The organism is Streptomyces longisporus (genome assembly GCF_039532765.1).
Classification (GTDB): domain Bacteria; phylum Actinomycetota; class Actinomycetes; order Streptomycetales; family Streptomycetaceae; genus Streptomyces; species Streptomyces longisporus.
In genome coordinates, this window is record NZ_BAAASG010000017.1 from 25,377 (window position 1) to 50,806 (window position 25,430).

Annotated in this window: 21 protein-coding genes; 4 read left to right on the forward strand and 17 right to left on the reverse strand. The window is 72.3% G+C overall.

The genetic code is table 11. The features are described 5' to 3' along the window. The first annotated feature begins 157 nt into the window (after positions 1-157). Entirely contained in the window at positions 158-3,007 is a 2,850-nt protein-coding gene (locus ABD355_RS33925; RefSeq protein WP_344404745.1) for an SCO5717 family growth-regulating ATPase, read from the forward strand. Between the two features lie 81 nt (positions 3,008-3,088). On the opposite strand, the gene ABD355_RS33930 is transcribed toward ABD355_RS33925, so the two are convergent. The 9 genes from ABD355_RS33930 to rimP all read right to left on the reverse strand — a co-directional run bounded on the left by ABD355_RS33930 (position 3,089) and on the right by rimP (position 15,073). Further along, entirely contained in the window at positions 3,089-4,036 is a 948-nt protein-coding gene (locus tag ABD355_RS33930; protein WP_344404746.1) for a bifunctional riboflavin kinase/FAD synthetase, read from the reverse strand. Positions 4,037-4,197: 161 nt separating this feature from the next. Further along, positions 4,198-7,836, reverse strand: coding sequence for a trypsin-like peptidase domain-containing protein (locus ABD355_RS33935; RefSeq protein ID WP_344404748.1), 3,639 nt, complete (start codon positions 7,834-7,836; stop codon positions 4,198-4,200). A gap of 256 nt (positions 7,837-8,092) precedes the next feature. Then, positions 8,093-8,998, reverse strand: a complete 906-nt coding sequence (gene truB / locus ABD355_RS33940) for a tRNA pseudouridine(55) synthase TruB (protein ID WP_344404749.1) — start codon at positions 8,996-8,998, stop codon at positions 8,093-8,095. Continuing rightward, positions 8,995-9,447 (reverse strand): 30S ribosome-binding factor RbfA, encoded by a 453-nt coding sequence (gene rbfA / locus ABD355_RS33945; RefSeq protein WP_344404750.1) that lies wholly within the window; start codon positions 9,445-9,447, stop codon positions 8,995-8,997. The genes truB and rbfA overlap by 4 nt, the downstream gene beginning before the upstream one ends. Positions 9,448-9,479: 32 nt before the next feature. Continuing rightward, on the reverse strand, positions 9,480-9,773 hold the full coding sequence (locus tag ABD355_RS33950) for a DUF503 domain-containing protein (protein ID WP_030944944.1): 294 nt from the start codon (positions 9,771-9,773) through the stop codon (positions 9,480-9,482). 144 nt (positions 9,774-9,917) lie between these two features. Beyond that, positions 9,918-13,028 (reverse strand): translation initiation factor IF-2, encoded by a 3,111-nt coding sequence (gene infB / locus ABD355_RS33955; protein ID WP_344404751.1) that lies wholly within the window; start codon positions 13,026-13,028, stop codon positions 9,918-9,920. A 148-nt stretch (positions 13,029-13,176) separates the two neighbouring features. Further along, on the reverse strand, positions 13,177-13,455 hold the full coding sequence (locus ABD355_RS33960; RefSeq protein ID WP_344404752.1) for a YlxR family protein: 279 nt from the start codon (positions 13,453-13,455) through the stop codon (positions 13,177-13,179). A 101-nt stretch (positions 13,456-13,556) separates the two neighbouring features. Then, positions 13,557-14,567: a transcription termination factor NusA gene (nusA, locus tag ABD355_RS33965; protein WP_344404754.1), complete on the reverse strand. Its 1,011-nt coding sequence runs from the start codon at positions 14,565-14,567 to the stop codon at positions 13,557-13,559. A 2-nt stretch (positions 14,568-14,569) separates the two neighbouring features. Next, positions 14,570-15,073 carry a ribosome maturation factor RimP gene (rimP, locus tag ABD355_RS33970; RefSeq protein WP_344404756.1) on the reverse strand — a complete coding sequence of 168 codons (504 nt, stop codon included), beginning with the start codon at positions 15,071-15,073 and terminating at the stop codon, positions 14,570-14,572. Positions 15,074-15,422: 349 nt separating this feature from the next. Between rimP and ABD355_RS33975 the strand changes: the two genes are divergently transcribed. From ABD355_RS33975 to ABD355_RS33985, 3 genes are read left to right on the forward strand one after another with little or no spacing between them, the layout of a single operon-like run. Beyond that, a complete protein-coding gene (locus ABD355_RS33975; protein ID WP_344404757.1) occupies positions 15,423-15,935 on the forward strand; it encodes a hypothetical protein in 513 nt (170 codons plus the stop codon). Beyond that, on the forward strand, positions 15,932-16,390 hold the full coding sequence (locus ABD355_RS33980) for a ferritin-like domain-containing protein (protein ID WP_344404758.1): 459 nt from the start codon (positions 15,932-15,934) through the stop codon (positions 16,388-16,390). The genes ABD355_RS33975 and ABD355_RS33980 overlap by 4 nt, the downstream gene beginning before the upstream one ends. A gap of 26 nt (positions 16,391-16,416) precedes the next feature. After that, the gene (locus ABD355_RS33985; protein ID WP_344404760.1) at positions 16,417-17,325 is read left to right on the forward strand and encodes an aminoglycoside phosphotransferase family protein; all 909 of its coding nucleotides are present in this window, start codon (positions 16,417-16,419) and stop codon (positions 17,323-17,325) included. 22 nt (positions 17,326-17,347) lie between these two features. Here ABD355_RS33985 and ABD355_RS33990 read toward each other — a convergent pair whose 3' ends face one another. The 8 genes from ABD355_RS33990 to ispG form a co-directional block, all read right to left on the reverse strand. After that, entirely contained in the window at positions 17,348-18,802 is a 1,455-nt protein-coding gene (locus tag ABD355_RS33990; protein WP_344404761.1) for a sodium:solute symporter family protein, read from the reverse strand. After that, positions 18,799-18,996: a hypothetical protein gene (locus ABD355_RS33995; protein WP_344404762.1), complete on the reverse strand. Its 198-nt coding sequence runs from the start codon at positions 18,994-18,996 to the stop codon at positions 18,799-18,801. Before ABD355_RS33995 ends, ABD355_RS33990 begins: the two co-directional genes overlap by 4 nt. Beyond that, a complete protein-coding gene (locus ABD355_RS34000) occupies positions 18,978-20,204 on the reverse strand; it encodes a M20 metallopeptidase family protein (protein ID WP_344404763.1) in 1,227 nt (408 codons plus the stop codon). Before ABD355_RS34000 ends, ABD355_RS33995 begins: the two co-directional genes overlap by 19 nt. A 104-nt stretch (positions 20,205-20,308) precedes the next feature. After that, positions 20,309-20,557, reverse strand: coding sequence for a hypothetical protein (locus ABD355_RS34005; protein ID WP_344404764.1), 249 nt, complete (start codon positions 20,555-20,557; stop codon positions 20,309-20,311). Positions 20,558-20,630: 73 nt separating this feature from the next. Then, positions 20,631-22,334 carry a proline--tRNA ligase gene (locus ABD355_RS34010; protein ID WP_344404765.1) on the reverse strand — a complete coding sequence of 568 codons (1,704 nt, stop codon included), beginning with the start codon at positions 22,332-22,334 and terminating at the stop codon, positions 20,631-20,633. 73 nt (positions 22,335-22,407) lie between these two features. After that, complete coding sequence (locus tag ABD355_RS34015) at positions 22,408-22,974, reverse strand: GNAT family N-acetyltransferase (RefSeq protein ID WP_344404766.1); 567 nt, start codon at positions 22,972-22,974, stop codon at positions 22,408-22,410. Between the two features lie 78 nt (positions 22,975-23,052). Further along, on the reverse strand, positions 23,053-23,901 hold the full coding sequence (locus ABD355_RS34020) for a GNAT family N-acetyltransferase (protein WP_344404767.1): 849 nt from the start codon (positions 23,899-23,901) through the stop codon (positions 23,053-23,055). 239 nt (positions 23,902-24,140) lie between these two features. Continuing rightward, complete coding sequence (ispG, locus tag ABD355_RS34025; RefSeq protein WP_344404769.1) at positions 24,141-25,298, reverse strand: flavodoxin-dependent (E)-4-hydroxy-3-methylbut-2-enyl-diphosphate synthase; 1,158 nt, start codon at positions 25,296-25,298, stop codon at positions 24,141-24,143. Positions 25,299-25,430: the final 132 nt, after the last annotated feature.

Below are 25,430 nucleotides of genomic sequence, written 5' to 3' on the forward strand. Positions count from 1 at the left end.
TTGAGTTCGCACCCATGGGGGCTTTTCCGTCCCGCCATGTGAGTGATTAGGCTTCTGGTGGTGCGGTGACGATCGCAGTCGCGTGGGACTCGCCACTCGGTCCGCCCGGCCGCGACGACGACCAGCTCAGCAGCAGTGGCTGACCAGGAGGCAAGCAGTGAACAGGGATCGGTCCGAGTACAACGGCGGCAGCCCTTCCTCGGACGGGGACGATCACGAGGTGGACCTCACGGGCGAGTTCGAAATCGTCTACGAGCCGCCCGCCTGGTACGCCCAAAGCACGCAGGGTGGCTCCTCGTCCGGTGGCCAGCAGGACGGCGGGCGGCAATCGCCGCCGCCGCCGAGCGGGCCGCCCATCGGAGCACCCACGGGGCCCCCGGGCGTCACACCGCAGCGTCCCGCGCCACCCGCCCCCGCACCGGCACAGCCGCCCGCCCCGACCGCACCGCAGCAGCCCGCACCGCCGTCGCAGCCCACCCAGCCCACTCCGGCCCAGGGCACGGGTGGCTACGGATTCCCGCCGCAGCAGTCCGCGCCGCCCACCGCCCCGCCGGCGACGCCCGGCGGGTACGGCTACCCCCAGCAGGCGGGCGCGGTCGCCCCGCCCCAGCCCGGCCAGGACACGTCCGGCGGCGTCGCGGCACCGCAGCAGCAGCCGGCCGCGCCGCCCACCGCCGCGCCGACGACGCCCGGCGCCTACGGCTACCCCCAGCAGGCGGGCGCGGTCGCCCCGCCCCAGCCCGGCCAGGACACGTCCGGCGGCGTCGCGGCACCGCAGCAGCAGCCGGCCGCGCCGCCCACCGCGCCCCAGCAGCCGACGCCCACACCGCCGCCCGCCGCGCCCCAGCAGCAGGAGCCTGCCGCGCCGCCGGCCGCCGCGCCCGGCTTCCCCGTGCTGCAGCCGGTCGACGAGGACGCGCAGACCGCCACCCCGGCGGCGGCCGCCCCCGAGCAGCCGGAGGCCGAGCTCAACCATGTGGCCGCCGACGCCGAGGCGGCACGCCTGTTCGGCGGTGACGACGACGACGCCGAGTCGGAGGAGCCGCACGGCGACGAGCCGGAGCAGCGTGACCCCGCCGCGTCCGCGGCCGGTGCCGACGAGCCGGCCCCCGAGGCGGACTCCCCCGCCCCGGCGACGACGGAAGAAGAACCGGAGGCCGAGGTGGCGCCGGCCGCTCCCCCGCCCCCGCCCGTCGCCCAGCCGCAGCCGCAGCCGCAGCCGCAGCCCACCGCACAGGCCCCGACCCCGCCCCAGGCCGCACCGGGGCTTCCCCCGCTGCCCCAGGGCTTCGCACCCGCACACCCGGGCCAGGCGGTCCCGCAGCCGGACCCGCAGGCCGCGGCCGGTTACGGCTACCCGCAGCAGCCCGGCCGGCCCCCTGTCCAGCCGCAGCCGGGGCAGCCGGCCCACCAGGCGCCGCCGCAGGGCACGTTCGGCCCGGCCCAGCCGCAGCCCGGATACCCGGCGCAGGGCGGGCAGCCCGCACCGGCCGACCCGCGCCAGGCCGCCCAGCCGGGGCAGCCCCACCCGCAGGCCGCCGGATACGGCTACCCGCAGCAGCAGCAGCCCCAGGCCGCCCAGCCGCAGCCCGCACCGCCGCAGGCCCCCGGTTACGGCTATCCGCCGCAGCCCGAGCAGGCCGGTTACGGCTACCCGCCCCAGCAGCCGGGCTACGGCTATCCGCAGCAGCCTCCGGCACAGCCCCAGCCCCCGCAGCAGGCGCCGCAGCCACAGCCGCCCCAGCAGCAGCAACCGGGTGCGTACGGCAACCAGGGCTGGACCGCCCCGCCCGGCCCGCAGGCCGGACCCGGTGCGCCCCAGCAGCAGCAAGCCGCTCCGGGGACCCCGCTCGGCTACAACGCCGCCGTGGAGCTCTCCTCCGACCGGCTGCTGCGCAACCAGCCGAAGGCCCGCAAGAACAACCAGGCCCCCTCGCGCTTCAAGCTCGGCGCCAAGAAGGAGGCGGCGGAGCGGGAGCGGAAGCTGGGTCTGATCCGTACGCCGGTGATGTCCTGCTACCGGATCGCGGTGATCAGCCTGAAGGGCGGCGTCGGCAAGACCACGACGACCATGTCGCTCGGCGCCACCCTCGCCACCGAGCGCCAGGACAAGATCCTGGCGATCGACGCCAACCCGGACGCCGGCACGCTCGGCCGACGGGTCCGGCGCGAGACGGGCGCGACCATCCGCGACCTCGTCCAGGCGATCCCGCAACTGCACAGCTACATGGACATCCGCCGATTCACCTCGCAGGCGCCCTCGGGCCTCGAGATCATCGCCAACGACGTGGACCCGGCGGTCTCCACCACCTTCAACGACCAGGACTACCGCAGCGCGCTCGATGTGCTGGGCCGGCAGTACCCGATCATCCTCACCGACTCGGGCACCGGCCTGCTCTACAGCGCGATGCGCGGGGTCCTCGACCTCGCCGACCAGTTGATCATCATCTCCACCCCCTCGGTGGACGGTGCGAGCAGCGCCTCGACCACGCTCGACTGGCTGTCGGCGAACGGCTTCGCCGATCTCGTGCAGCGGTCGGTCACCGTGATCTCCGGGGTCCGCGAGACGGGCAAGATGATCAAGGTGGAGGACATCGTCGCGCACTTCGAGACCCGCTGCCGCGGTGTCGTCGTGATCCCCTTCGACGAACACCTCGCGGCGGGCGCCGAGGTGGACCTCGAGATGATGCGGCCCAAGACCCGCGAGGCCTACTTCGATCTCGCGGCCCTCATCGCCGAGGACTTCGCCCGTACCCAGCAGGGCTTCGGCAACCCGAACATGCAGTACCCGCAGCAGCCCCAGCAGGGCTACGCACCTGCGCAGCAGGACCCCCAGCAGCAGCTCTACGGCCAGCAGGGCGGCGCCCCGCAGCCGGGGCAGGGCTGGGGGCAGCCCCCGCAGCAGCCGGCACCGGGCCAGGGCTGGCAGCAGCAGCCGCCCCAGGACCCGCAGCAGGGGCAGCCGCCGCAGCCGGGCGCCATGCCGCCCGGCTGGACCCAGCAGTAGCGGTACGGGAATGACGAAGGGCGGCCGGTGCTCTCGGGCACCGGCCGCCCTTCGTCGTCGTAGAAACGCTTTCCGGTACGGCTAGTCGGCGACCGTCACCAGTTCGCGGCACCGCTTGACGTCCTCGGCCATCTGCTCCAGCAGGGCCTCCAGGGACTCGAACTTCGCCTGGCCGCGGACGTAGGCCAGGAAGTCCACGGCCACGTGCAGGCCGTACAGGTCGAGGCCCACGCGGTCGATGGCGTACGCCTCCACCGTGCGCTCGGTGCCGTCGAACTGCGGGTTCGTGCCGACGGAGATCGCGGCCGGCATCGCCTCGCCCGCCACGTGCAGCCAGCCGGCGTAGACGCCGTCGGCCGGGATCGCGGTGTGCGGCAGCGTCTCGACGTTGGCGGTCGGGAAGCCCAGCTCACGGCCCCGCTGCGCACCCCGTACGACGACGCCCTCGACGCGGTGCGGGCGGCCGAGGATCTCGGCGGCGCCCTCGACGTCCCCCTCGGCGACCAGGCGCCGGGTGAGGGTGGACGAGAACGGCTCGCCGCCGCCCGCCTCACCGCGCACATACAGGTCGACGACCTCGACCTCGAAGTCGTAGACCTTGCCCTGCTCGGTGAGGAACTCGACGTTCCCGGCGGCCTTGTGGCCGAAGCGGAAGTTCGGGCCCTCGACGACCGCCTTGGCGTGCAGCTTGTCGACCAGGACCTTGACGACGAAGTCGGCCGGCGACAGCTTCGAGAACTCCGTGGTGAAGGGGAGGATCAGGACCGCGTCCACACCGAGGTCCGCCATGAGTTCGGCGCGGCGGTGGTGCGGGGCCAGCAGCGGCGGGTGGCTGCCGGGGCGGACGACCTCGCTGGGGTGCGGGTCGAAGGTGACGACCACGGAGGGGACACCCAGCTCACGGGCGCGGTCCACGGCATGCCGGATGATCAGCTGGTGACCGCGGTGGACTCCGTCGTAGGAGCCGATGGTGACGACGCTGCGCCCCCAGTCCTCGGGGATGTCCTCCAAGCCACGCCAGCGCTGCACTGTGACCGCTCCTCGAACCCGTGTCCGTGTCTACCGACCTCTTACGCAGGTCTAAGGGTGCCATGCCCGGCCCGAACGGCCCGCATCGGCATGGGGGCTGTGACCCGACGCACGCCACGCGCTCCACGGGCTGTGTCGATATCCATACAGTCCCTCGCTGCTCAGACCGGCACGCGGGTGCCCGCCAGGTTTTCGATCATGCGGCGGGCGCCGGGGCCCACCACCGCCGACCAGGTCTGCGGGGTCTCGGTCAGCCAGGTGGACATGCGGGCGGCGAAGCCGGGGAGCTGCCGGGCGAGGTCGACCAGGCCGCGGTCGAAGCGGGCCGCGCCGTCCGGGGTGCGGACGAGGAGCAGTCCGGTGCGGTGCACGAGCTCGCGTGCGTCGTCGCCGGCGTGACGGGCCGCGGCGTGCAGCAGGGTGTCCAGGACGGTGGGGGCCTGTTCGTGGGTCAGGAGGAAGTCGAGGAGTTCGCGGCGCAGGACGCGGGAGGCGGGGGTGCCGGGAGCGGCGAGCACGGCGGCGAGCGCGGCCCGCACCTCCTCCGGGCCTCCGTCGAGCAGACCGGTGACCAGGGGGAAGAGCACGGCGCGGGCCTCCGGTCCCTGGTCGAGCCGCCGGTCGACGTACGCGGCCACGTCGGCGGCGGTCTCCGGGCGCCGCTCCACCGCCTCCCGCACCAGCGTGGCGACCCTGCGGGCCAGCGGGGGCGTGGTGACGTCGGCGAGCGTGCGCAGCGCCTGACCGGCGTCCGGGCCGCGCAGACGCTCACGGAAGGCGTCGAGGACCGGTTCCGGATGTGTGGTCAGGGCGGCGACCAGGGCGCTCGCCGGGAAGTGCGGGTCACCGCCGGCGAACTGCCGCAGCGCCTGCGGGAGATGGCGGGCACGTGTGCGTGGATCGCGGACGAGGAGGGCGAGCGCACCGCCGTGCAGGGTGCAGTCGGCGGGGCGGGCGAGGAGGGCGAGGGCGGCGTAGCGCAGGAGTTCGCGGTCGGCGTCGGTACGGATGTGGGGCGCGGCGCGCAGGCCGTACGCCACCGCCGCCACCCGCCGCGCGGGCCGCTCGTCGTGCGCCCACCGGTCGACGGCCCGGCAGACGGTCGACGGCTCGTCCTCCGCGAGTACGGCGAGCAGTTCGTCCGCCCTCGGGTGCGCGCTGTCGACCAGCACCTCGGTCAGGTCGTCCAGGGCGAGGTGCCGGTGGGTGTGCAGCAGGGCCTGCGCGGCCTCGGCGACGGTCGCGTGCGGGGTCGCGGGGAGCGGGCGGTCGTCGTCGAACCAGCGGGTGAGGAGGGGTTGCAGGGTGGTGGGGTCGTCGGCGAGGAGCCGGGAGACGGCGTCCAGATAGCGGGGGCCGGTGTCCTGCGGGGGGCCGTCGGCGAGGAGCAGGTGGCGCAGCAGGTCGAGGCGGTCGGTCTGCGGTAGCGGCAGGGCGGTCCAGAAGCCGGGGGCGAAGGGGCCGGCGGCGGGTGCCGGACGCGAATGGCCCTTGGTTTCCCGGGAGTTGGCGCACTCCTGACGGCGTGCGGCCACGAGACGGTCGGCGAGCCGTCGCAGGACCGCCAGGTACGGGGTGGCGTCCGGTACCCGCAGCAGGGTTTCGGTGAGGAGGCGGGCGGGCCACCAGGCATGCGGGTCCGCATCCAGGACGTTGGCCAACTCCTCCATCCTTACGGCGAGTTGGGCGGGCCCCTCCTGACGGGCGAGGAGCAGCAGGGCCTCTACGACGGGGCCGATGCGGTGGTGCGGCACGGGAACGGCGCGGGTGCCGCCGTCAGGGGTGCGGCCGTGGTGGACCAGGGTGCGCAGGGCCTCGTCGAGGTCGAGGTGCATGCCCTGCAGCCAGTCGGCGAGTTCCTCGTGGGCGAAGCGGTAGCCGCTGCCGGCGGGGACGAGCAGGCCCTCGGTGAGGACCGCGGACGCCCAGCCGGTGCCGCCGCCCAGGCGCGCGGGGGCCGCTCCCCAGGGGAACACCGCCTCGAAGGTCTTCCGGTCCAGCTCGCCCTGTCCGGGGCCGAGGCTGCGGCGGGCGGCCTCGTGGACCTGGCCGGAGACCTTTGCCGCGAGGCGGCGCACGGCGGCGCCTCGCAGGCCGTTCTCGGCGGCCAGTCTGACGGCGATGCGCAGGCACATCAGGTCGAGATGGGCCGCAAGGACGTCGTTGCGGTCCACGCGGGCGTGGGGGGCGTCCTGGAGGGCCGCGTGGATCTCCGAGAGGAGGCGGAGGGTGAGGGGGTGGCGGGCGTCGGGGGCTTCGAGGGTGCCCTCGGGGATGCGGTAGCGCGCGCGGGCTCTGCGGGCCTCGTCCTCCGTGAGGTCGCCGAGGCGCACGCAGGGGAGGTCGCCCCCGCCTCCCCTGCCCGTCCCGTCCCTGGGGGCTGCCGCCCCCAGACCCCCGCTATCGGCCTGAACGGCCTCGTCCTCAATCGCCGGACGGGCTGGAATATGCGGACCGGCGCCACAAAGCGTGCCGGCAGCGGCTGAAAAGACCTCCCAGTACTCCGCCCTGCACGCCACGATCAGGCGCGTCCCCGTCTCCCGCAGCCATTGCGCCGTTCCCTCGGTCCACTCCGGCAGGCGGTGGGTCAGGGCGCGTGGCATTTCTTCGGGGCCGTCCAGGAGGAGGAGCAGGGGGCGGTCCGCCGTGCGGGCGGCCTGGGCGAGGCGGTTCGGGCCGGTGTCGCCGAGGGCGGCCGCGCAGGTGGACTTCGCCGCCGCGACGATGCGGGCGGCGCGGGCCAGTGCCCGGGCGGCCGCATCCGCGACCGAGGTGTCGTCCTCCTTCAGGTCGGCGCCGCGCAGCCACAGTGTGGGGGCCGGTTCAGGGCCGCGGTTGCGACGGGCGGCCAGGGACGCGAGTTCGGTCGTACGACCGCTGCCCGGTGGCCCGACGAGGCCGAGGACAGTGGCCGGGCCCTGCACGAATGCGGCCAACTGCCTTGCCGCCTCCGTTCGTTCGACCGGCTCGACGCCCGTCCGGCCGACGCAGCCCTCCAGCGTCCCCGGAGGGCCGTCCTGGCCCACCGACGTGGCCGTCAGCTCCAGTACACCGGCCAGGTTGAGGTCGGCTCCGTAGGCGGGCACGGTCTCCGCGTTCCGGGCCAGCAGGTCGCCGAGCGCGCCGCTCGGTGCGATGGGGGTCCCCCCGCTCGAGCGGAGCCGAGAGTGGGGGCGGAGCGGGACCGCGAAGCCGACGTCGCGGTGGCCGGAGTGCAGTGCGGTGCCGAGGACGGCGACGACGGCGCCGGTCTCGGCGTCCAGCACCGGCCCGCCGGCCGCCCCGCCGCCCAGCCTGAGGGCGTCCCGGCCGGTGGTGCCGATGGCCAACTCCAGGGCCTCGTCGAGGAGATGGAAGCGGTCCGTCGCCGCATACGTCACGGAGGTCGCGCCGAGCACGCGCGCCTCGCGCCAGCAGCCGGCGGCGAGGCGGACGTACCGGCCGGTCTCGACCCGGTCCCGGACCGTGACCGGCAGCGGTTCGACGCCGAGGCCCTCGGTGCGTACGAGGGCCATGTCCAGGTCGGGCAGCGGGGTCACCGCGTCCGCGGTCACCAGACAGGTGCGGTCGCCGGCGGTGTGCAGGACGAGCCTGGGCAGCCCGTCGACGGCCTCGTGGCTGGTGATGACGGTGCCGTGGTGGTCGGCGACGAAGCCGGTGCCGCGGGGGCGGCCGGCGAGGTCGTGGATGCGGACCAGGGCGGCGTCGCGCGCGGCCGGTTCCCCGTCAGGGGCGTGCCCCGTTCGCGTGTCCTCCGCCGGCCGGTGTCCGCCCCCGGTCCGCGGGCCCCGTCCCGCCATGTTCGAGCCTCCCCGCCGTACATCTGTGCCCTCAGTTCGACGTTAGGGCCACGATGATCAGCGGGACAGATCACTTGGCGAACGCGCCCCCTTCCGCTCCCTCGGTTCACTCCGAGCGCCTGCCCGCACGGGTGAACAGGCGGGGGTCGGTGGATACACCCTAGGGGTGGGGGAACCGAGGGGGGACCGTGGAGCGGCGGGCACAACCCCGTGACCGCCGCTCCACGGGCAGGCGGAGCCTGTGTGTTACGGGGGCTCAGCCAAAGACGGCCAGGCTCTTCGCCTTGCCCTTCTGTTCCTCGACGAGTGCGAGGAAGTGCCCCTCGGGGTCGAAGACGGCCACCGGGCCGCCGCCCGCGTACACCTCGGGCATCTCCAGCCGTACGCCGTTGGTGAGCAGCCGGGCCCGCTTGGCGTCCACGTCCCAGCGCGGGAACGCGGCCGTGGCCGCCTCGGCGATCGGCATCACCGTGAGCTCCTGCTGGAGCGCGTCGAGCGTCTTCGCCGCGTCCAGCTTGTACGGGCCGACGCGGGTGCGGCGCAGTGCGGTGAGGTGGCCGCCGACGCCCAGGCCGGCGCCCAGGTCGCGGGCCAGGGCCCGGATGTAGGTGCCGGACGAGCAGACGACGGAGACCACCAGGTCCAGCACCGGGGTGCCGTCCTCGGCGACGGCGTCCCGGACGTCGTACACCGCGAAGGACGAGACGGTGACCGGGCGGGCCGGGATCTCGAACTCCTCGCCCTCGCGCGCCCGTTTGTAGGAGCGCACACCGTCGATCTTGATGGCGCTGACCTTGGACGGGACCTGCATGATGTCGCCGGTGAGCTTCGCGATCCCGGCGTCGACGGCCTCGCGGGTGACCTTCGAGGCGTCTGTCGACCCCGTGATCTCGCCCTCTGCGTCGTCGGTCAGGGTCGTCTGCCCGAGGCGGATCGTGCCCAGGTACTCCTTCTCGGTCAGCGCGAGGTGACCGAGCAGCTTGGTGGCGCGTTCGACGCCGAGGACGAGTACGCCCGTCGCCATGGGGTCGAGGGTGCCCGCGTGCCCGACGCGGCGGGTGCGGGCGATGCCGCGCATCTTGGCGACCACGTCGTGCGAGGTGAAGCCCGACGGCTTGTCCACGATGACAAGCCCGTCGGGCGTCCGGTTCTTCTGGGTCATTCGGCGGTGTCGTCCGTCTCGTCCTCGTCACCCGGCTTCTTGTACGGGTCCGCCTCGCCGGCGTAGGTGGCGCCGGCCGAGACCTCGCGCACCTTCTGGTCGGACTGGCGGGCCTTGTCGAGGAGGTCCTCGATGGTCCGGGCGGTGTCCGGCAGGGCGTCCGCGACGAAGGTCAGCGTCGGCGTGAACTTCACGCCCGCGGCCGCACCGACCGCGGAGCGCAGGACGCCCTTGGCGCTCTCCAGACCGGCGGCCGCGGCCGCCCGCTCCTCGTCGTCCCCGTACACCGTGTAGAAGACGGTCGCCTCCCTCAGGTCCCCGGTGACCCGGGTGTCCGTGATGGTGACGTGCGAGCCGAGCCGCGGGTCCTTGATCCCACGCTGCAGCTTCTGGGCCACCACCTCTCGGATGAGGTCCGCCAGCCTCTTGGCACGCGCGTTGTCGGCCACTGGTCCGTCTCCTTAAGTGCTTACTTCGTGCTTCAGTCTTCGTCGCTGTGGAGCCTGCGTCGAACCGAGAGCAGTTCCACCTCGGGCCGCCCGGCGACCAGCCGCTCGCAGCGGTCCAGTACGTCGGAGAGGTGTCCCGTGTCCCCGGAAACCATCGCGAGGCCGATCTCGGCCCGGCGATGGAGGTTCTGGTTGCCCGTCTCCGCCACGCTCACCGCGTACTTGCGCTGGAGCTCGGCCACTATCGGACGGACGAGAGAGCGTTTCTCCTTGAGCGAGTGGACGTCGCCGAGGAGCAGGTCGAAGGACAGAGTCCCCACATACATGTGTGTCCGGATGTCCCGCCGGTTCGGGGTACGGGCGCCACGCTTCGACGCCGATACGGGAACCGTACACGCAACGGCCGGGGCCGATCGACGGAAATTCCGTGGAGGAACTTCCCCGCCGATCGGCCCCGATCGCGTGCTGGATCAGACGCGCGGCTTCTCGCGCATCTCGTACGTCGCGATGACGTCGTCGACCTTGATGTCGTTGAAGTTGCCGAGGTTGATACCGCCCTCGAACCCTTCGCGGATCTCGGTGACGTCGTCCTTGAAGCGACGCAGACCCTCGATGTTGAGGTTCTCCGCGACCACCTTGCCGTCGCGGATGAGGCGCGCCTTGGTGTTGCGCTTGACCTCGCCGGAGCGGATGAGAACACCCGCGATGTTGCCCAGCTTGGACGACTTGAAGACCTCGCGGATCTCCGCCGTACCGAGCTCGACCTCCTCGAACTCCGGCTTGAGCATGCCCTTGAGGGCCGCCTCGATCTCCTCGATCGCCTGGTAGATGACCGAGTAGTAGCGGACGTCCACGCCCTCGCGCTCGGCCATCTGCGCCGCGCGGCCCGCCGCACGGACGTTGAAGCCGATCACGATGGCGTCCGAGCCCATCGCCAGGTCGATGTCCGACTCCGTGACCGCACCGACGCCGCGGTGCAGGACGCGGATGTCGACCTCTTCGCCGACGTCCAGCTGGAGCAGGGAGGACTCGAGCGCCTCGACGGAACCAGAAGCGTCACCCTTGATGATGAGGTTGAGCTGCTGGACCTCGCCGGCCTTGAGCACCTTGTCCAGGTCCTCGAGGGAGACACGACGCGTGCGCTTGGCGAACGCGGCGTTGCGCTCACGGGCGGCGCGCTTCTCGGCGATCTGACGGGCCGTACGGTCCTCGTCCACCACCAGGAAGTTGTCGCCCGCACCCGGGACGTTGGTCAGGCCCAGGACCTGGACCGGCGTCGACGGGCCGGCCTCGGCCACGCTGTTGCCGTTGTCGTCGTGCATCGCCCGGACTCGGCCGTACGCGTCGCCGACCACCATGGTGTCGCCGACCCGCAGGGTGCCGCGCTGGACGAGGACCGTCGACACGGCGCCACGGCCGCGGTCGAGACGGGACTCGATCGAGATGCCCTGCGCGTCCTGGTGCGGGTTGGCCCGCAGGTCGAGCGAGGCATCGGCGGTGAGGATCACGGCCTCCAGCAGGGAGTCGATGTGCAGACCCTGCTTGGCGGAGATGTCGACGAACATGGTGTCGCCGCCGTACTCCTCGGCCACCAGCCCGTACTCGGTGAGCTGACCGCGCACCTTGGTCGGGTCGGCGCCCTCGACGTCGATCTTGTTGACCGCGACGACGATCGGCACGTCGGCCGCCTTGGCGTGGTTGAGCGCCTCGACCGTCTGCGGCATGACGCCGTCGTTGGCCGCGACGACGAGGATCGCGATGTCCGTCGACCGCGCACCACGGGCACGCATGGCGGTGAACGCCTCGTGACCCGGGGTGTCGATGAAGGTGATCTTGCGCTCTTCGTCGTTGACCTCGGTCGAGACCTGGTAGGCACCGATGTGCTGGGTGATGCCTCCGGCCTCGCCCGCGATGACGTTCGTCTTGCGGATGGCGTCGAGCAGTCGGGTCTTACCGTGGTCGACGTGACCCATGACGGTCACGACCGGCGGACGGACGACCAGGTCCTCTTCGCCGCCCTCGTCCTCGCCGAACTCGATGTCGAAGGACTCGAGCAGCTCACGGTCCTCCTCCTCGGGGCTGACGATCTGAACCTCGTAGTTCATCTCGCCCGCGAGGAGCTGCAGCGTCTCGTCGGAGACGGACTGCGTGGCCGTGACCATCTCGCCCAGGTTCATCATGACCGCGACGAGCGACGCCGGGTTGGCGTTGATCTTCTCCGCGAAGTCGGTGAGGGAGGCACCGCGCGACAGGCGAACGGTCTCGCCGTTGCCGCGAGGCAGCATCACGCCGCCGACCGACGGGGCCTGCATGGCCTCGTACTCCTGGCGCCTCTGCCGCTTCGACTTGCGACCGCGGCGCGCGGGACCGCCGGGACGACCGAAGGCGCCCTGCGTGCCACCACGACCGCCCGGACCACCGGGACGACCGCCGAAGCCGGGACGACCGCCGCCGCCACCACCGGGGCCGCCGGGACGACCGGCGAAGCCGCCGCCACCGCCACCACCGGGACCGGCGGGACGACCGGCGAAACCGCCGCCGCCACCGGGACGACCGGCGAAGCCGCCGCCGCCCGGACGACCGCCGCCGCCACCGGGACGACCGCCGCCGCCGGGACCGCGGCCGCCGGGGCCACCGCCGCCGGGACGCGGGCCGGCAGCCGGACGCTGCGGCATCATGCCGGGGTTCGGACGCGGGCCGCCGGGACCGCCGCCGGGACGGGGACCGCCCTGCGGACGGGGCATACCGCCCGGGGTCGGACGCGGGCCGCCCGGAGCCTGCGGACGGGGACCGCCCGCCGCGCCCTGGGGACGCGGACCACCCTGGCCGGCACCCTGCGGACGCGGAGCGCCACCCGGGGCACCCGGGCCGCCGGGACGCGGAGCGCCGCCCGGACGGGGCGCCTGCGGGCGCGCCATGCCGGTGGAGCCACCGGAGGTGAAGGGGTTGTTGCCCGGACGGGGACCGGCCGGACGGGCACCGGGACGCGGAGCGCCGCCACCCTGGCGCGGGGCGCCACCGGGACGGTCGCCACGGTCACCACGGCCCTGGCCGCCCTGACCGGGGGCGCCGGGACGAGCACCCGGACGCGGGGCCTGGCCTGCCGGACGCGGAGCGCCCGGACGCGGGCCGGAGCCCTGGCCCTGGGAGGCGGCCGGGGCGGCGGGAGCCGCCGGAGGCGCCGTGAACTCGGGCGTGGTCGGAGCCGGGGACGCCGGGGCGGGCCGCGGCGCGGGCTTCGGGCCCGGGGTGGGACGGGGGCCGGGAGCGGCCGGCGCGGCGGGAGCCGCGGGCTTCTCGGCGGCGGCCGGCTTGGGGGCCGGCGGGCGCGGGGCGGCCGGACGGGCGGCCTGCGCGGGAGAGGGGGCTGCCGGACGAGCCGGGGCAGCCTTGCGTGCGGGGGCGGACTTGCCGCCTCCGTTGCCCTGCTGGAGGGCGTCCGTCAGCTTACGGACGACGGGCGCTTCGATGGTCGAAGACGCCGAACGGACGAATTCACCGAGTTCCTGGAGCTTGGCCATGACGACCTTGCTCTCAACCCCGAACTCCTTGGCGAGTTCGTATACCCGGACCTTAGCCACTTCGCTCCTTTTAGGTCCGGGTTGCGGCCGGACCGTCGCTACTTCATGGGCGTACTCATCGCGTGCTCATCGAGTGCTCATCGCAATCTCGACCTACTTCCAACTCGCGGGGTACCAGGGCCGCACGGAGGTTCCGCACGACCACGTCTTACGGTGTTGCCTGCTCGACATAGAGGCGCAACGCCTTTGTGTCGAGCGCTCCCGGGGCGCGCAGCGCCCGCGTGAACGCCCGGCGGCGTACCGCCAGGTCGAGACAGACCAGGGCGGGGTGCACATAAGCACCCCGGCCGGGCAGCGTACCGCGATGATCGGGGACACATGCGCCCTCGACCGCCACGATGCGCAGCAGATCCTTCTTGGCCGCTCGCTGCCTGCACCCCACACAGGTGCGCTCAGGGCATGCGCGGGCACGCGTCCGGCCAGACACCCTTAAGTCTACCTCCCCGTGGCGACCTCACCCCTTTGGGGCAAGAATCGAACAGTTCCGCGCATGCAACTGTCGTGATCTGAGCCATGCGCGGCTTGGATCTATTCCCCGCGCGGCTCTCCGCGCTGCTCCTCGGCCTGCTCGGTGTCCGGGCGGATGTCGATCCGCCAGCCGGTCAGCCGGGCCGCGAGGCGGGCGTTCTGCCCTTCCTTGCCGATCGCCAGCGACAGCTGGTAGTCCGGCACCGTCACCCGCGCGGAGCGGGCGGCGAGGTCCACGACCTCCACCTTGGAGACCCGGGCGGGCGACAGCGCGTTGGCGACCATCTCGGCCGGGTCGTCCGACCAGTCGACGATGTCGATCTTCTCGCCGTTCAGCTCGCCCATGACATTGCGCACACGCCCGCCCATGGGGCCGATGCAGGCGCCCTTGGCGTTCAGGCCCGAACGGGTGGACCGTACGGCGATCTTGGTGCGGTGACCGGCCTCGCGGGCGATCGCGGCGATCTCCACGGACCCGTCGGCGATCTCCGGCACCTCCAGGGCGAAGAGCTTCTTCACCAGGTTCGGATGGGTGCGCGAGAGGGTCACGGACGGGCCGCGGACGCCCTTCGCCACTCGTACGACGTACGAGCGCAGCCGCATGCCGTGCGGATACGTCTCGCCCGGCACCTGCTCCTGCACCGGCAGGATGGCCTCCAGCTTGCCGATGTCGACCAGCACGTTCTTCGGGTCGCGGCCCTGCTGGACCACTCCGGTGACGATGTCGCCCTCACGGCCGGCGTACTCGCCGAGCGTCGCGTCGTCCTCGGCGTCGCGCAGCCGCTGCAGGATGACCTGCTTGGCGGTGGTGGCGGCGATACGGCCGAAGCCGGACGGGGTGTCGTCGAACTCGCGGGGCTCCTGTCCCTCCTCGAGGTCCTCGGGATCCTCCTTCGCCCACACCGTCACGTGGCCGGTCTCCCGGTTGAGCTCCACGCGCGCGTGGCGGCGGCTTCCCTCGGTTCGGTGGTAGGCGATGAGGAGGGCCGACTCGATCGCCTCGACCAGCAGGTCGAAGGAGATCTCCTTCTCCCGTACCAAGCCCCGCAGGGCACTCATGTCGATGTCCACGGCTACGCCTCCTCTTCCTTCTCGTTCTTGTCCTTGCGGTTGAACTCGACCTGCACGCGCGCCTTGTCGATGTCGTCGAAGGCGAGTCTGCGGCTGGTCGCCCTGCGGCCCTTCACCCCGGGCACTTCGAGGTCAACACCTTCGTCGTCGACCTCGAGGATCCTGGCGACCAGTTCCCCGCCCTCGGCCAGCTGGAACTTCACCAGCCGGTCCACGGCGCGCACATAGTGCCGGTGCTCCTTGAGGAGGCGCTCCGCGCCGGGGGTTCCGACCTCGAGGGTGTACTCGCCCTCGCCCATCGCGTCCGTCTCGTCGAGCTTCGCCGAGAGCGCGCGGCTCACATCGGCGATCTGGTCCAGATCGGCACCGGTGTCGGAGTCGACGACCACGCGCAGCACCCGCTTGCGTCCGACGGAGTCCACTGCGATCTCTTCGAGATCCAGGCCCTGGGAGCTGACGAGCGGTTCCAGGAGCTCTCGCAGCCTCTCGCTCTGGGTGGTGCTCATCCGGGTGACTCCTCGGCCGCGTGTGCTGTTGTGGGATGGGTCGCGTGTCTGGTCAAAGGGTATCCGGTCGCAAGGTGTGTTGCCGTACACGTACGGACGTGCGGTGCCGGGTGCCTCCGGCGGTGGCGGGTCGCCCATTGGCTCGGGGGCTGTGGCCTATTGGGCGAGTGCCGGTTGTGTGTGGCTTGTCGCGCCCACGCGGCGGAGCCGCATATCGACACAGCCTCGCGCCCCTTCAGGTGGCTGTCGAGCCGGTGACATGACTGCGATGGATGCGCGGGTACCGTGATCACACGCGGGGCGCTCTTCCCGCGAGCGTGTTCGTACCAGGCCCCCGAGGACGTCAGCCGTGTCGTACCCCCCGCCCTTGCGCGCCCCCTCGGGGCCGCGCAGAAGATCCGTGCTCGCTTCGGCCGCCGGGGCCGCCCTGTTGGTGGGGTGCTCCGACGGGGAGTCCGAGAAAAGTGCCGGTGGCAGTCCGTCGGTCACGGAGAAGGCACGCGCGCGTGCGGCGCGGGACAGTGTGGGGCTGCTCGGGCGGTACGACGCCGTGATCGCCGCGCATCCCGCCGTGGCGGAGCAGTTGGGGGCGCTGCGGGCGGAGGTCGGCCGGCATGTGGAGGCGTTCGGGGGGACGGTGGAGAGGGCCGCCCCCACCGCGCCGGAATCGGCTTCTCCTTCCGCCGCCGTACCCGTGAACCAGAAGGACGCCCTCGCCGGGCTTGCCGCCGCCGAGCGGGCTCTGGCCGACCGGCGGATCGCGGCGCTCCCCGACGTGCCGGGCGAGTTGGCCCGGCTGCTGGCCTCGGTGGCGGCGGCCGGGGCGGCGCATGCGTATCTGCTGACGGAGGGTGCCGGGTGAGCCGGGAGAAGGAGCTGAAGGCCCTGCAGGCGGCGCTGGCCGCCGAGCATGCGGCGGTGTACGGCTACGGGGTGGTGGGCGGGCAGATCCGCCCGGGACGGCGTACGGAGGCCCGGGCGGCGTACGACGCGCACCGGGCCCGGCGGGACGCGCTCACCCGCGAGGTACGGGACCTGGGCGGCACGCCGGTGGCCGCGGCGGCGGGGTACGCGCTGCCGTTCCCGGTGCCGGACTCGGCCGCGGCCGTGCGGCTCGCCACGGAGTTGGAGGACCGGGTGGCCGGGGTCTACTCCGACCTGGTGCGGGCGACCGCGGGCGAGCGGCGGCGGGCGGCCGCCGGGGCGCTGCGGGAGGCGGCGGTGCGGGCGGTGCGCTGGAGCGGCGAGAGCGTAGCCTTCCCTGGGCTCGCCGAGCGGGCGGCCCCCGCCCCGGCCTCGCCGGCCCCCACGGCGTAACGCGTACTGGAAGGAACGACTCGCGCATGGTTTTCGCACCGCCGCAGCGTCTGGTCAGGGCGCTCGGTGAGACGGCACCGGACGGCGACGACTGGCTGGAGAAGCTGCCCGAGGCGGCCCGGCAGGCGGTCGAGCTGCGCGAGTTGAGCGTGGAACGGGTCCAGGTGCCCGGCGGCCGCAGCAGCCTGGTCGTGCTGGTGCGGCGCCCCGACGGGACGCCCGCCGTGCTGAAGCTGGCCCCGCCCCGGTCCCGTCCGGAGAGCGAGCGGGCGGCGCTGGCGCACTGGGGCGGTATGGGCGCCGTACAACTGGTCGAACCGTTCACGACGGAGGGTGTGTTGCTGCTGGAGCGGCTGCATCCGGATGTGTCGGTGCGGTCGTTGCCGGAGGCGAAGGCGCTGCTGGAGGCGGCGGGGACCTTGCGGCGGCTGTGGGTGGAGCCACCTGCCGACGAGGGCGCGCATGTCTTCGAGACCGTGGCCGAGCGGACCGGGCGGCAGGCCGAGGCCATGCGGGCGACCGCGTCCGGCTTCGCCGAGGTGGCCGTGCTGGTCGACGCCGCGGTCGCCGCCCGCGAGGGGCTGCTGGCGGATCCGCCCGAGCAGCGGCTGCTGCACGGGACGTTTCGGCAGAGCAAGGTGCTCGCCGGCGAGCGGATGCCGTGGTTGGCCGTGGGGCCCGATCCGGTGGTGGGTGAGTGTGCGTTCGATCTGGCTCGGTTGGTGCGGGATCGGGTGGAGGATCTGATCGCCTCGCCTGCGGGGGCGGCGACGACACGGCGGCGGGTGAAGCGGCTTGCCGAGTCGTTGGACGTGGATCAGGAGCGGTTGCGGGGGTGGACGTTGTTCCGGGCCGTGGAGTCCGGGGTGCGGGCGCTTCGGGTGGGGCGGGGGAAGGATGCGGAGCTGTTGCTCGAGTTCGCCGGGTGGCTTTGAGCAGCCGGCAGGCCGATGCCGTTCAGGGTGAGGTGGACGTGGCCGGCGAACGGGCGACGTCCCGTGCGGGGGTGCGGGTCATCAGGCGTTCGGCGGCTGCCGTCAGGGCGAGTACGGCGATGTTCGCGGCCAGGCCCACCAGGCCGGCGTTGACGTTTCCGGCCAGGTCCTTCTGCCAGAACGTCAGCCAGAGGACGACCAGTTCGCCCACGAAGAGGCCGGCCAGGACGGCCACCTTGCCCACCGGGCGGCGGGACAGGAAGCCCAGGGCGATGGCGGGGGCGAGCTGGACCGTGCCGCTGTAGGTGAGCAGGAGGAGGTTGGCGAGCAGGTCGGGGCGGTAGATGGCGAGGAGGAGGGCGAGACCGCAGGCGGCGACCACCGTGCCGTGGTTGATCCAGAACTGCTTCCGCTCGTCCCGCACCCGGGCGATGTTGCGGGCCACCAGGGACGAGATGCCGATCAGGATGCCCGCCGCCGGCACCATCGCCGTCGCGATGGCCGCGATCACGACCAGGCCCGTCGCCCACGTCGGCAGCACCTGCTTGCTCAGCGTCAGCAGGATGCCGTTGGCCGGGGTGCCCGGCTTGAGGACGAGGACGGCGGCGAAGCCCACGATGATGGGCATCAGGAGGCAGAGTTCGTACAGCGGCATCCAGGTGTAGTTGCGGCGCAGCACTTTGGGGTCACGGGCGGACATCACGGCCGGCCAGGCGTGCGGCAGACACATCAGGCCGACGCCGAGCATGCTGACCAGCATGCTCGTGGTGAACCAGACCTGGTCGGACGGTCCGGCGTGGATCGTCAGCAGCTCCGGGTGCAGCTTGTCGATGCGGTGGAACATGGCGGTGACGCCGCCCGTGAAGTGGGCCGGGACGGCGATGAGCAGCACGGCCAGGACGATCAGCATGACGACGTCCTTGAAGTACGACGTCATCGCGACTCCGTGCAGGCCCGCCCACAGCACGAAGGCCACCACCAGCGCACAGCCGATGATCATGCTGAGGGTGCCGGAGGCCGAGTCGCCGGTGACCAGCTGGACGATCAACCCCAGGCCGGTGATCTGGAGTTGGAGATACGGCAGCACGAAGACCACGCCGAGGACGGCCGCGACCGTGCCGAGCAGTTTGCTGTCGTAGCGGTCCTCCAGGTAGTCGCCCTGGGTGAGGTAGCCGCGCTCCTTGCCCAGTGACCACAGGCGCTTGGCGAGGAAGAACAGCACCATGTAGCCGATGGGGACGTACGGGAGGGCGTAGAGGGCGGCGACCCCGCCGCTGAAGGCGAGGCCTGCCATGCCGAGGAAGGTGAAGGTGGTGAACACCTCTCCGGCCTGCAGGAACCACATGCTCAGCGCGCCGAACCGGCGTCCGCCGACGGCCCATTCGGAGAGGTCGGCGGCGGGCCTGCGGCGGCCGACGAAGCCGAGGACGCCGATCAGGGCGATGCCGGTGAAGGTCATGACCAGGATCGTCGTCACTTGTCGGCCTCCCCACGGCTCATGAGGCGCTCCGTGAGGAGCAGCGCGGGTGTGCACATCACACACCACACCGCGCCCCACACCAGCATCCTGGGCAGCCCGAACCACAGCCCGCCGGTGTTGACGAACGGCAGGAACGGCATGAGGACCAGGCCGAGCGCGGGTACCGCGGGGATCAGGTGGTACGGGCGCACTGTGCCTCCTCGGCGAGACGGTCCAGCCGGCGGACGGCGAGTTCGGCGAGCAGGGCGGCGCCGTCGGACAGCACCGCGTCGTCGAAGGCGGCGAGCGGGGAGTGGTTGGTGGGGGCGGTCTCCGGGTCGCCGGTGGCGTCGGCGCCCAGGAAGACGAAGGCGCCCGGCACCCGGTCCAGGATCCGGGAGAAGTCCTCCGAGCCGGTGATCGGGTCGGTGAGCTGCTCGAAGCGCTCCTCCCCGAAGGCCTCGCGGACGGTGTCGGCGAGGAAGTCGTGCTCATCGGCGTGGTTGACGGTGACCGGGTATTCGGGGACGAAGTCGACCTCGGCGGTGAGGCCGTGGGCGGTGGCGATGTCCTGGCACAGGCGTACGGAGACCTCCGCGATGCGTTCGGCGGCGGCCGGCGAGAAGGTGCGGACGGTCGCCTCGAAGGCCGCGTCGTCGGGGATGATGTTGCGCCGGGTGCCGGCGTGGAAGGTGCCGACGGTGACCACGACCGGGTCGAACACGTCGAAGCGCCGGGTCACCATCGTCTGCAGCGCGGTGACCATCTCGCAGGCCGCCTGGATCGGGTCGAGGGAGTCGTGCGGGCGGGAGCCGTGGCCGCCGGCGCCGACCACGCGCACATGCAGGCCCGCCGAGGCCGCCATCAGCGGGCCGGGGCGGGAGGCGAAGACGCCGGTGGGATACGACGACGAGCTGACGTGCAGTCCGTAGGCGGCGTCGACCGGGCGTCCCGCCGCGTCCAGCACGCCCTCCTGGACCATGTGCCCGGCGCCGTCCCAGCCCTCCTCCCCCGGCTGGAACATGAACACCACGTCCCCGGCGAGGCTCTCGCGCCGGTCCGCGAGCAGCCGGGCGGCGCCGACCAGACCGGCCGTGTGCAGGTCGTGACCGCAGGCGTGCATGGCGCCCGCGATCCGGGAGGCGTACTCCGCGCCGGTGCGCTCGGTGACGGGCAGCGCGTCCATGTCGCCGCGCAGCAGGACGACGGGGCCGCCGGGCCCAGCGCCGCCGCGCAGCACGGCCGTGACCGAGGACAGCGAACTGCCGGTGCTGATCTCCAGCGGCAGTCCGTCCAGCGCGGCCAGCACCTTCTCCTGTGTGCGCGGCAGGTGCAGCCCGATCTCCGGCTCCCGGTGCAACGCCCGGCGCAGGACGGCCAGTTCACCCTGGAGCTCACGCGCATCGTCTCTCAGGCTCATCCCTCTCCCCTCACCCGTGCACCACCTGTTACATGTATTGCCCACGTGGCCGGAAATGATGAGGGGGCGACTCAGCGTCGTGCGGAAATGGCGGAAAACGCCGCTCAGCGGCGTCCCCGCTGCCGATGGTTTGACGGGACCGAAGAGCCGGCCACGAGCGGGTAGCCCCACTCGTCGAGGGTGATGTGTTCCGGCAGCAGCTCCGCGCACAGGCCGTATGCGACGAGGCGGTGCAGTGGGATGCACAGTGTGCTGCCAAGCGCCAGGTGGGCGAGGGTCTCGACGTTCTGCAGGAGGGCCGGGGCCCGGCCCTCCTGACCGTTCCCCTCCCATAGTGACGCTCTGTCACGCACTGCGGTCGGGGAACGGCTTGAGAGAAGCCCGTGAGCTCCCTTCAGGGGCCCAGAGACGTTCCTGAGGAGTTGCTCAAGCGGTCAGGCGGGCGATCGCCTCGTCCACCGTCAGCTCCTCGCGCTCGCCTGTCCTGCGGTCCTTCAGTTCGAGGACGCCCTCGCCGGAGCGGCGGCCGGCGACCAGGATCTTCGGTACGCCGATGAGTTCCGCGTCCGTGAACTTGACGCCCGGGGAGACGCCCGCCCGGTCGTCGACCAGGACGCGCAGTCCGGCCGCCCGCAGCTTCTCCGAGACGTCGAGGGCGAGTTCGATCTGCAGGGCCTTGCCCGCGGCGACGACGTGCACATCGGCCGGGGCGACCTCGGCGGGCCAGCACAGGCCCTGCTCGTCGGCGGTCTGCTCGGCGAGGGCCGCGACCGCGCGGGAGACGCCGATGCCGTAGGAGCCCATGGTGACGCGGACCGGCTTGCCGTTCTGGCCGAGGACGTCGAGCTTCAGTGCGTCCGCGTACTTGCGGCCGAGCTGGAAGATGTGGCCGATCTCGATGGCGCGGTCCAGCTTGAGGCCGGTGCCGCACTTGGGGCACGGGTCGCCCTCCTGGACGACGACGACGTCGACGTACTGGTCGACCTCGAAGTCACGGCCCGCGACGACGTTCCTGGCGTGGGTGCCGGCCTTGTTGGCACCGGTGATCCAGGCGGTGCCGGGGGCCACGCGCGGGTCGGCGAGGTACTTGACCTTCTCGCCGCGGCCCTGCGGGCCGACATAGCCGCGGACCAGGTCGGGGCGGCCCGCGAAGTCCGCCTCGGTGACCATCTCGACGACCGCCGGAGCGAAGTGCGCCTCGACCTTGTCCATGTCGACCTCGCGGTCACCGGGGACACCGACGGCGACGATCTCGCCGTCGACCTTCACCAGGAGGTTCTTCAGGGTGGCGGAGGCCGGGACCTCCAGGAAGGCGGCGAGGGTCTCGATGGTCGGGGTGTCGGGGGTCGGGATCTCCTCCAGCGCGGGCACGCCTTCGGCGTCCACCGGCTTGAGCTCGTAGGTGATCGCCTCGGTGTTGGCCGCGAAGTCGCAGTTCGGGCAGTCCGCGAAGGTGTCCTCGCCGGCCTCGGCCGGGGCGAGGAACTCCTCCGACTTGGAGCCGCCCATCGCGCCCGCGGTCGCGGCGCAGATGCGGTAGTCGAGGCCGAGGCGCTCGAAGACGCGCTGGTAGGCCTGGCGGTGCAGGGCGTAGGACTGGGCGAGGCCCTCGTCCTCGGTGTCGAAGGAGTACGAGTCCTTCATCAGGAACTCACGGCCGCGCAGGATGCCAGCCCGCGGACGGGCCTCGTCGCGGTACTTGTGCTGGATCTGGTAGAGGATCACCGGCAGGTCCTTGTACGAGGACGCCTGGTCCTTCACCAGCAGGGTGAAGATCTCCTCGTGGGTGGGGCCGAGGAGGTAGTCGCCGCCCTTGCGGTCCTTGAGGCGGAACAGTTCCTGGCCGTACTCGTCCCAGCGGCCCGTGGCGTCGTACGGCTCCCGCGGCAGCAGGGCGGGGAGCAGCACCTCCTGGGCGCCGATCGCGTCCATCTCCTCACGGACGATCCGCTCGACGTTGGCGAGGACCTTCTTGCCGAGGGGCAGCCACGACCAGATACCGGCCGCCGTGCGGCGGACGTAGCCGGCCCGGACGAGCAGCTTGTGGCTGAGGACCTCGGCGTCCGCCGGGTCGTCACGCAGCGTCTTCGCCATCAACTGGGACATGCGTTGGACCGGTGCGTTCGCCATGGTTCTCGTACTCCTGCTGCGTAAGGGTGATGGCAAGGAGGTTAGCCGGGGGGCCGGTTCCGGTGGAAATCGGTTAACGGCGCCGCAGGGGCAAGGGGGCGCCCATCACGGCGTACGGCTTCGGGGCGCTCGGGAAGAGGACCTGGCGGGCCAGGTCCTGGTAGCCGAGGGAGTGGTAGAGGCCGCGGGCCGGGCTGTCGGCGTCGATCGCCGACAGGATCGAGCGGGGCTCGGTGGCGCCGTCGGTGATGGTCGTGATGAGGGAGCGGCCGATGCCGCGGTTCTGGTGGCGCGGGTGGACGTGCAGCTCGGTGATCACGAAGGAGTCGTCGAGCCAGCCGTCGTGCCCCTGCGCGCGGAGGTACGGCTCGACGACCGTGGACCACCAGTGGGTGCGGTCGTTCGGCATGCCGTAGACGAAGCCGACGAGGCGGCCTTCGACGGTGGCGCCCAGTGCGCGGGCTCCCGGGTACGTCATGTGCCGCAGAACGATCTGCCGGCGTACGGCGACCTCGTCGGCGCCGAGCCCGAAGGCCACGGCCTGCACGGCGAGCGCCTCGTCGACCCGGGCGGACAGGTCGAGGGGGCCGATCACGACGTCTTCGGGATGGCGGTGTCCGTGACCGGGAAAGCGCAGCATGCCGGGGAGACTACAGGTCTCGTACGGGGCTCAGAACAGCGCTGTGAACTGCGGCTGGAAGTCCGGCCGTAAGTACGGCTAGAAGAGAACGCTCATGAAAGCGCCGACCTCCTGGAACCCCACCCGCTGGTACGCCCTTCGCGCGGGGGTGTTGAAGTCGTTGACATAGAGGCTGACGATCGGGGCCACGTCCGCCAGCGCGTAGCGGAGGACCGCGGCCATGCCCGGTGCGGCGATCCCCCTCCCCCGGTACTCGGGGGCGACCCACACCCCCTGGATCTGGCAGGCCTGGGGGGTGGCCGCGCCGATCTCGGCCTTGAAGACGACCTTGCCGTGCTCGTCGAGGCGGGCGAACGAGCGGCCCGAGCCGACGAGTTCGGCGACCCGGGCCTGGTAGAGCAGCCCGCCGTCCCCGGCGAGCGGCGAGACACCGACCTCCTCGGTGAACATCGCCACGCAGGCCGGCATGATCGTCTCCATCTCGTCCTTGCGGATCCGGCGGACGTACGGATCCGGGGCGATGTCGGCGGGCATGCGGTCGGTGACCATGAGCGGCTGGTGGGCGCGGACCTCGCGGGCGGGGCCCCAGCTGGGTTCGAGCAGGCGCCAGAGCTGGGTGGTGGCCTCGACGGGGCCGACTATGGACGAGCAGCGGCGGCCGGCCCTGCGGGCGCGGTCGGCGAAGGCGCGTACGGCGCGCGGGCCGGCGCAGATCGGGACGAGGTTGGCGCCCGCGTAGCAGAGGGAGGTCAGCATGCCCTCCTCGTAGAAGCCCCACATCTCGCCGCCGAGCCGCCACGGGTCGAGGCCCGCGACCTGGACCCGGGAGGTCACGAAGGCGTTCGCGACCGGCTCGCGGTCGAGGACGGCGAGCGCGGCGTCCAGGTCGCTCGGTTCGAGCACCCGTGAGGTGGTCTGCGTCAACACGTGCGGGCCTCACCCTGAGGTTCTGCTGATCTCCGCACTGTACCTGCGGAAGCCGGGCGGTGCCGCCCCCGTCTCGTTGTCCGGTGGGCGGTGGCTGCCGTGCCGTCTGGGGGCTGCCGCCCCCAGGCCCCCGCTTCGGCCTGCGGCCTCGTCCTCAAACGCCGGACGGGCTGAAGGACCAAGCCCCGGCCGGCGCTCGAAAGTTCCCGCAGCCCGAAATCCCCTCAGCCCTACGTTCCTCAGCCAGCCACGGAAACGGACGGCTCGCCGGACGGGGTGCCGTCGGCCTCCATCTGTTCGGCCAGCTTCATGGCCTCCTCGATGAGGGTTTCCACGATCTTGGACTCCGGGACCGTCTTGATGACCTCGCCCTTGACGAAGATCTGGCCCTTGCCGTTGCCGGAGGCGACGCCGAGGTCGGCCTCGCGGGCCTCGCCGGGGCCGTTGACGACGCAGCCCATGACGGCGACGCGCAGGGGGACCTCCATGCCGGTCAGGCCCGCGGTGACCTCCTCGGCCAGCTTGTAGACGTCGACCTGGGCGCGGCCGCAGGACGGGCAGGAGACGATCTCCAGGCCGCGCTGCTTGAGGTTCAGGGACTCCAGGATCTGGTTGCCGACCTTGACCTCCTCCACGGGCGGCGCGGAGAGGGAGACGCGGATGGTGTCGCCGATGCCCTGCGAGAGCAGTGCCCCGAAGGCGACCGCCGACTTGATCGTGCCCTGGAAGGCGGGCCCGGCCTCCGTCACTCCGAGGTGCAGCGGGTAGTCGCACTGCGCGGCGAGCTGCTTGTACGCCTCGATCATCACGACCGGGTCGTTGTGCTTGACCGAGATCTTGATGTCCCGGAAGTCGTGCTCCTCGAAGAGCGACGCCTCCCACAGGGCCGATTCGACCAGGGCCTCGGGGGTCGCCTTGCCGTACTTCTGGAGCAGGCGCCGGTCGAGGGAGCCGGCGTTCACGCCGATGCGGATCGGGGTGCCGTGGTCCTTGGCGGCCCGCGCGATCTCCTTGACCTTGTCGTCGAACTGCTTGATGTTGCCCGGGTTGACGCGGACGGCCGCGCAGCCGGCCTCGATGGCCGCGAACACGTACTTCGGCTGGAAGTGGATGTCGGCGATGACCGGGATCTGCGACTTCCTCGCGATGGTGGCGAGCGCGTCCGCGTCGTCCTGCGTGGGACAGGCGACCCGCACGATCTGGCAGCCGGAGGCGGTGAGCTCGGCGATCTGCTGGAGGGTCGCGCCGATGTCGGACGTACGGGTCGTGGTCATCGACTGCACGGACACGGGCGCGTCGCCGCCGACCGCCACGGATCCGACCTGGATCTGCCTGCTCTGCCGACGCTCGGCAACCCTGGTCGGAACGGACGGCATGCCGAGAGAAATCGCAGTCATCTGCTGTGCAACCCCAAGTCGTGGATCAAGGTCCGGTGCCGGTACAGCGGGCTCCAGGCTTCGAGATTACGGCACCGGTGCAGGCCCGGGCACGCCACCACCTCGAACACACTCGGCGGGGGGACCCCCTCG

What these genes read in the sequence shown, in the direction of transcription:
- ABD355_RS34015 (WP_344404766.1), bottom strand. Translation starts at nt 22,974, where the DNA reads ATGCTGCGCTTTCCCGGTCACGGACACCGCCATCCCGAAGACGTCGTG.
- truB (WP_344404749.1), bottom strand. Translation starts at nt 8,998, where the DNA reads ATGACCCAGAAGAACCGGACGCCCGACGGGCTTGTCATCGTGGACAAG.
- ABD355_RS33950 (WP_030944944.1), bottom strand. Translation starts at nt 9,773, where the DNA reads ATGTATGTGGGGACTCTGTCCTTCGACCTGCTCCTCGGCGACGTCCAC.
- ispG (WP_344404769.1), bottom strand. Translation starts at nt 25,298, where the DNA reads ATGACTGCGATTTCTCTCGGCATGCCGTCCGTTCCGACCAGGGTTGCC.
- ABD355_RS33985 (WP_344404760.1), top strand. Translation starts at nt 16,417, where the DNA reads ATGGTTTTCGCACCGCCGCAGCGTCTGGTCAGGGCGCTCGGTGAGACG.
- ABD355_RS33935 (WP_344404748.1), bottom strand. Translation starts at nt 7,836, where the DNA reads ATGGCGGGACGGGGCCCGCGGACCGGGGGCGGACACCGGCCGGCGGAG.
- ABD355_RS34000 (WP_344404763.1), bottom strand. Translation starts at nt 20,204, where the DNA reads ATGAGCCTGAGAGACGATGCGCGTGAGCTCCAGGGTGAACTGGCCGTC.
- rimP (WP_344404756.1), bottom strand. Translation starts at nt 15,073, where the DNA reads ATGAGCACCACCCAGAGCGAGAGGCTGCGAGAGCTCCTGGAACCGCTC.
- ABD355_RS34010 (WP_344404765.1), bottom strand. Translation starts at nt 22,334, where the DNA reads ATGGCGAACGCACCGGTCCAACGCATGTCCCAGTTGATGGCGAAGACG.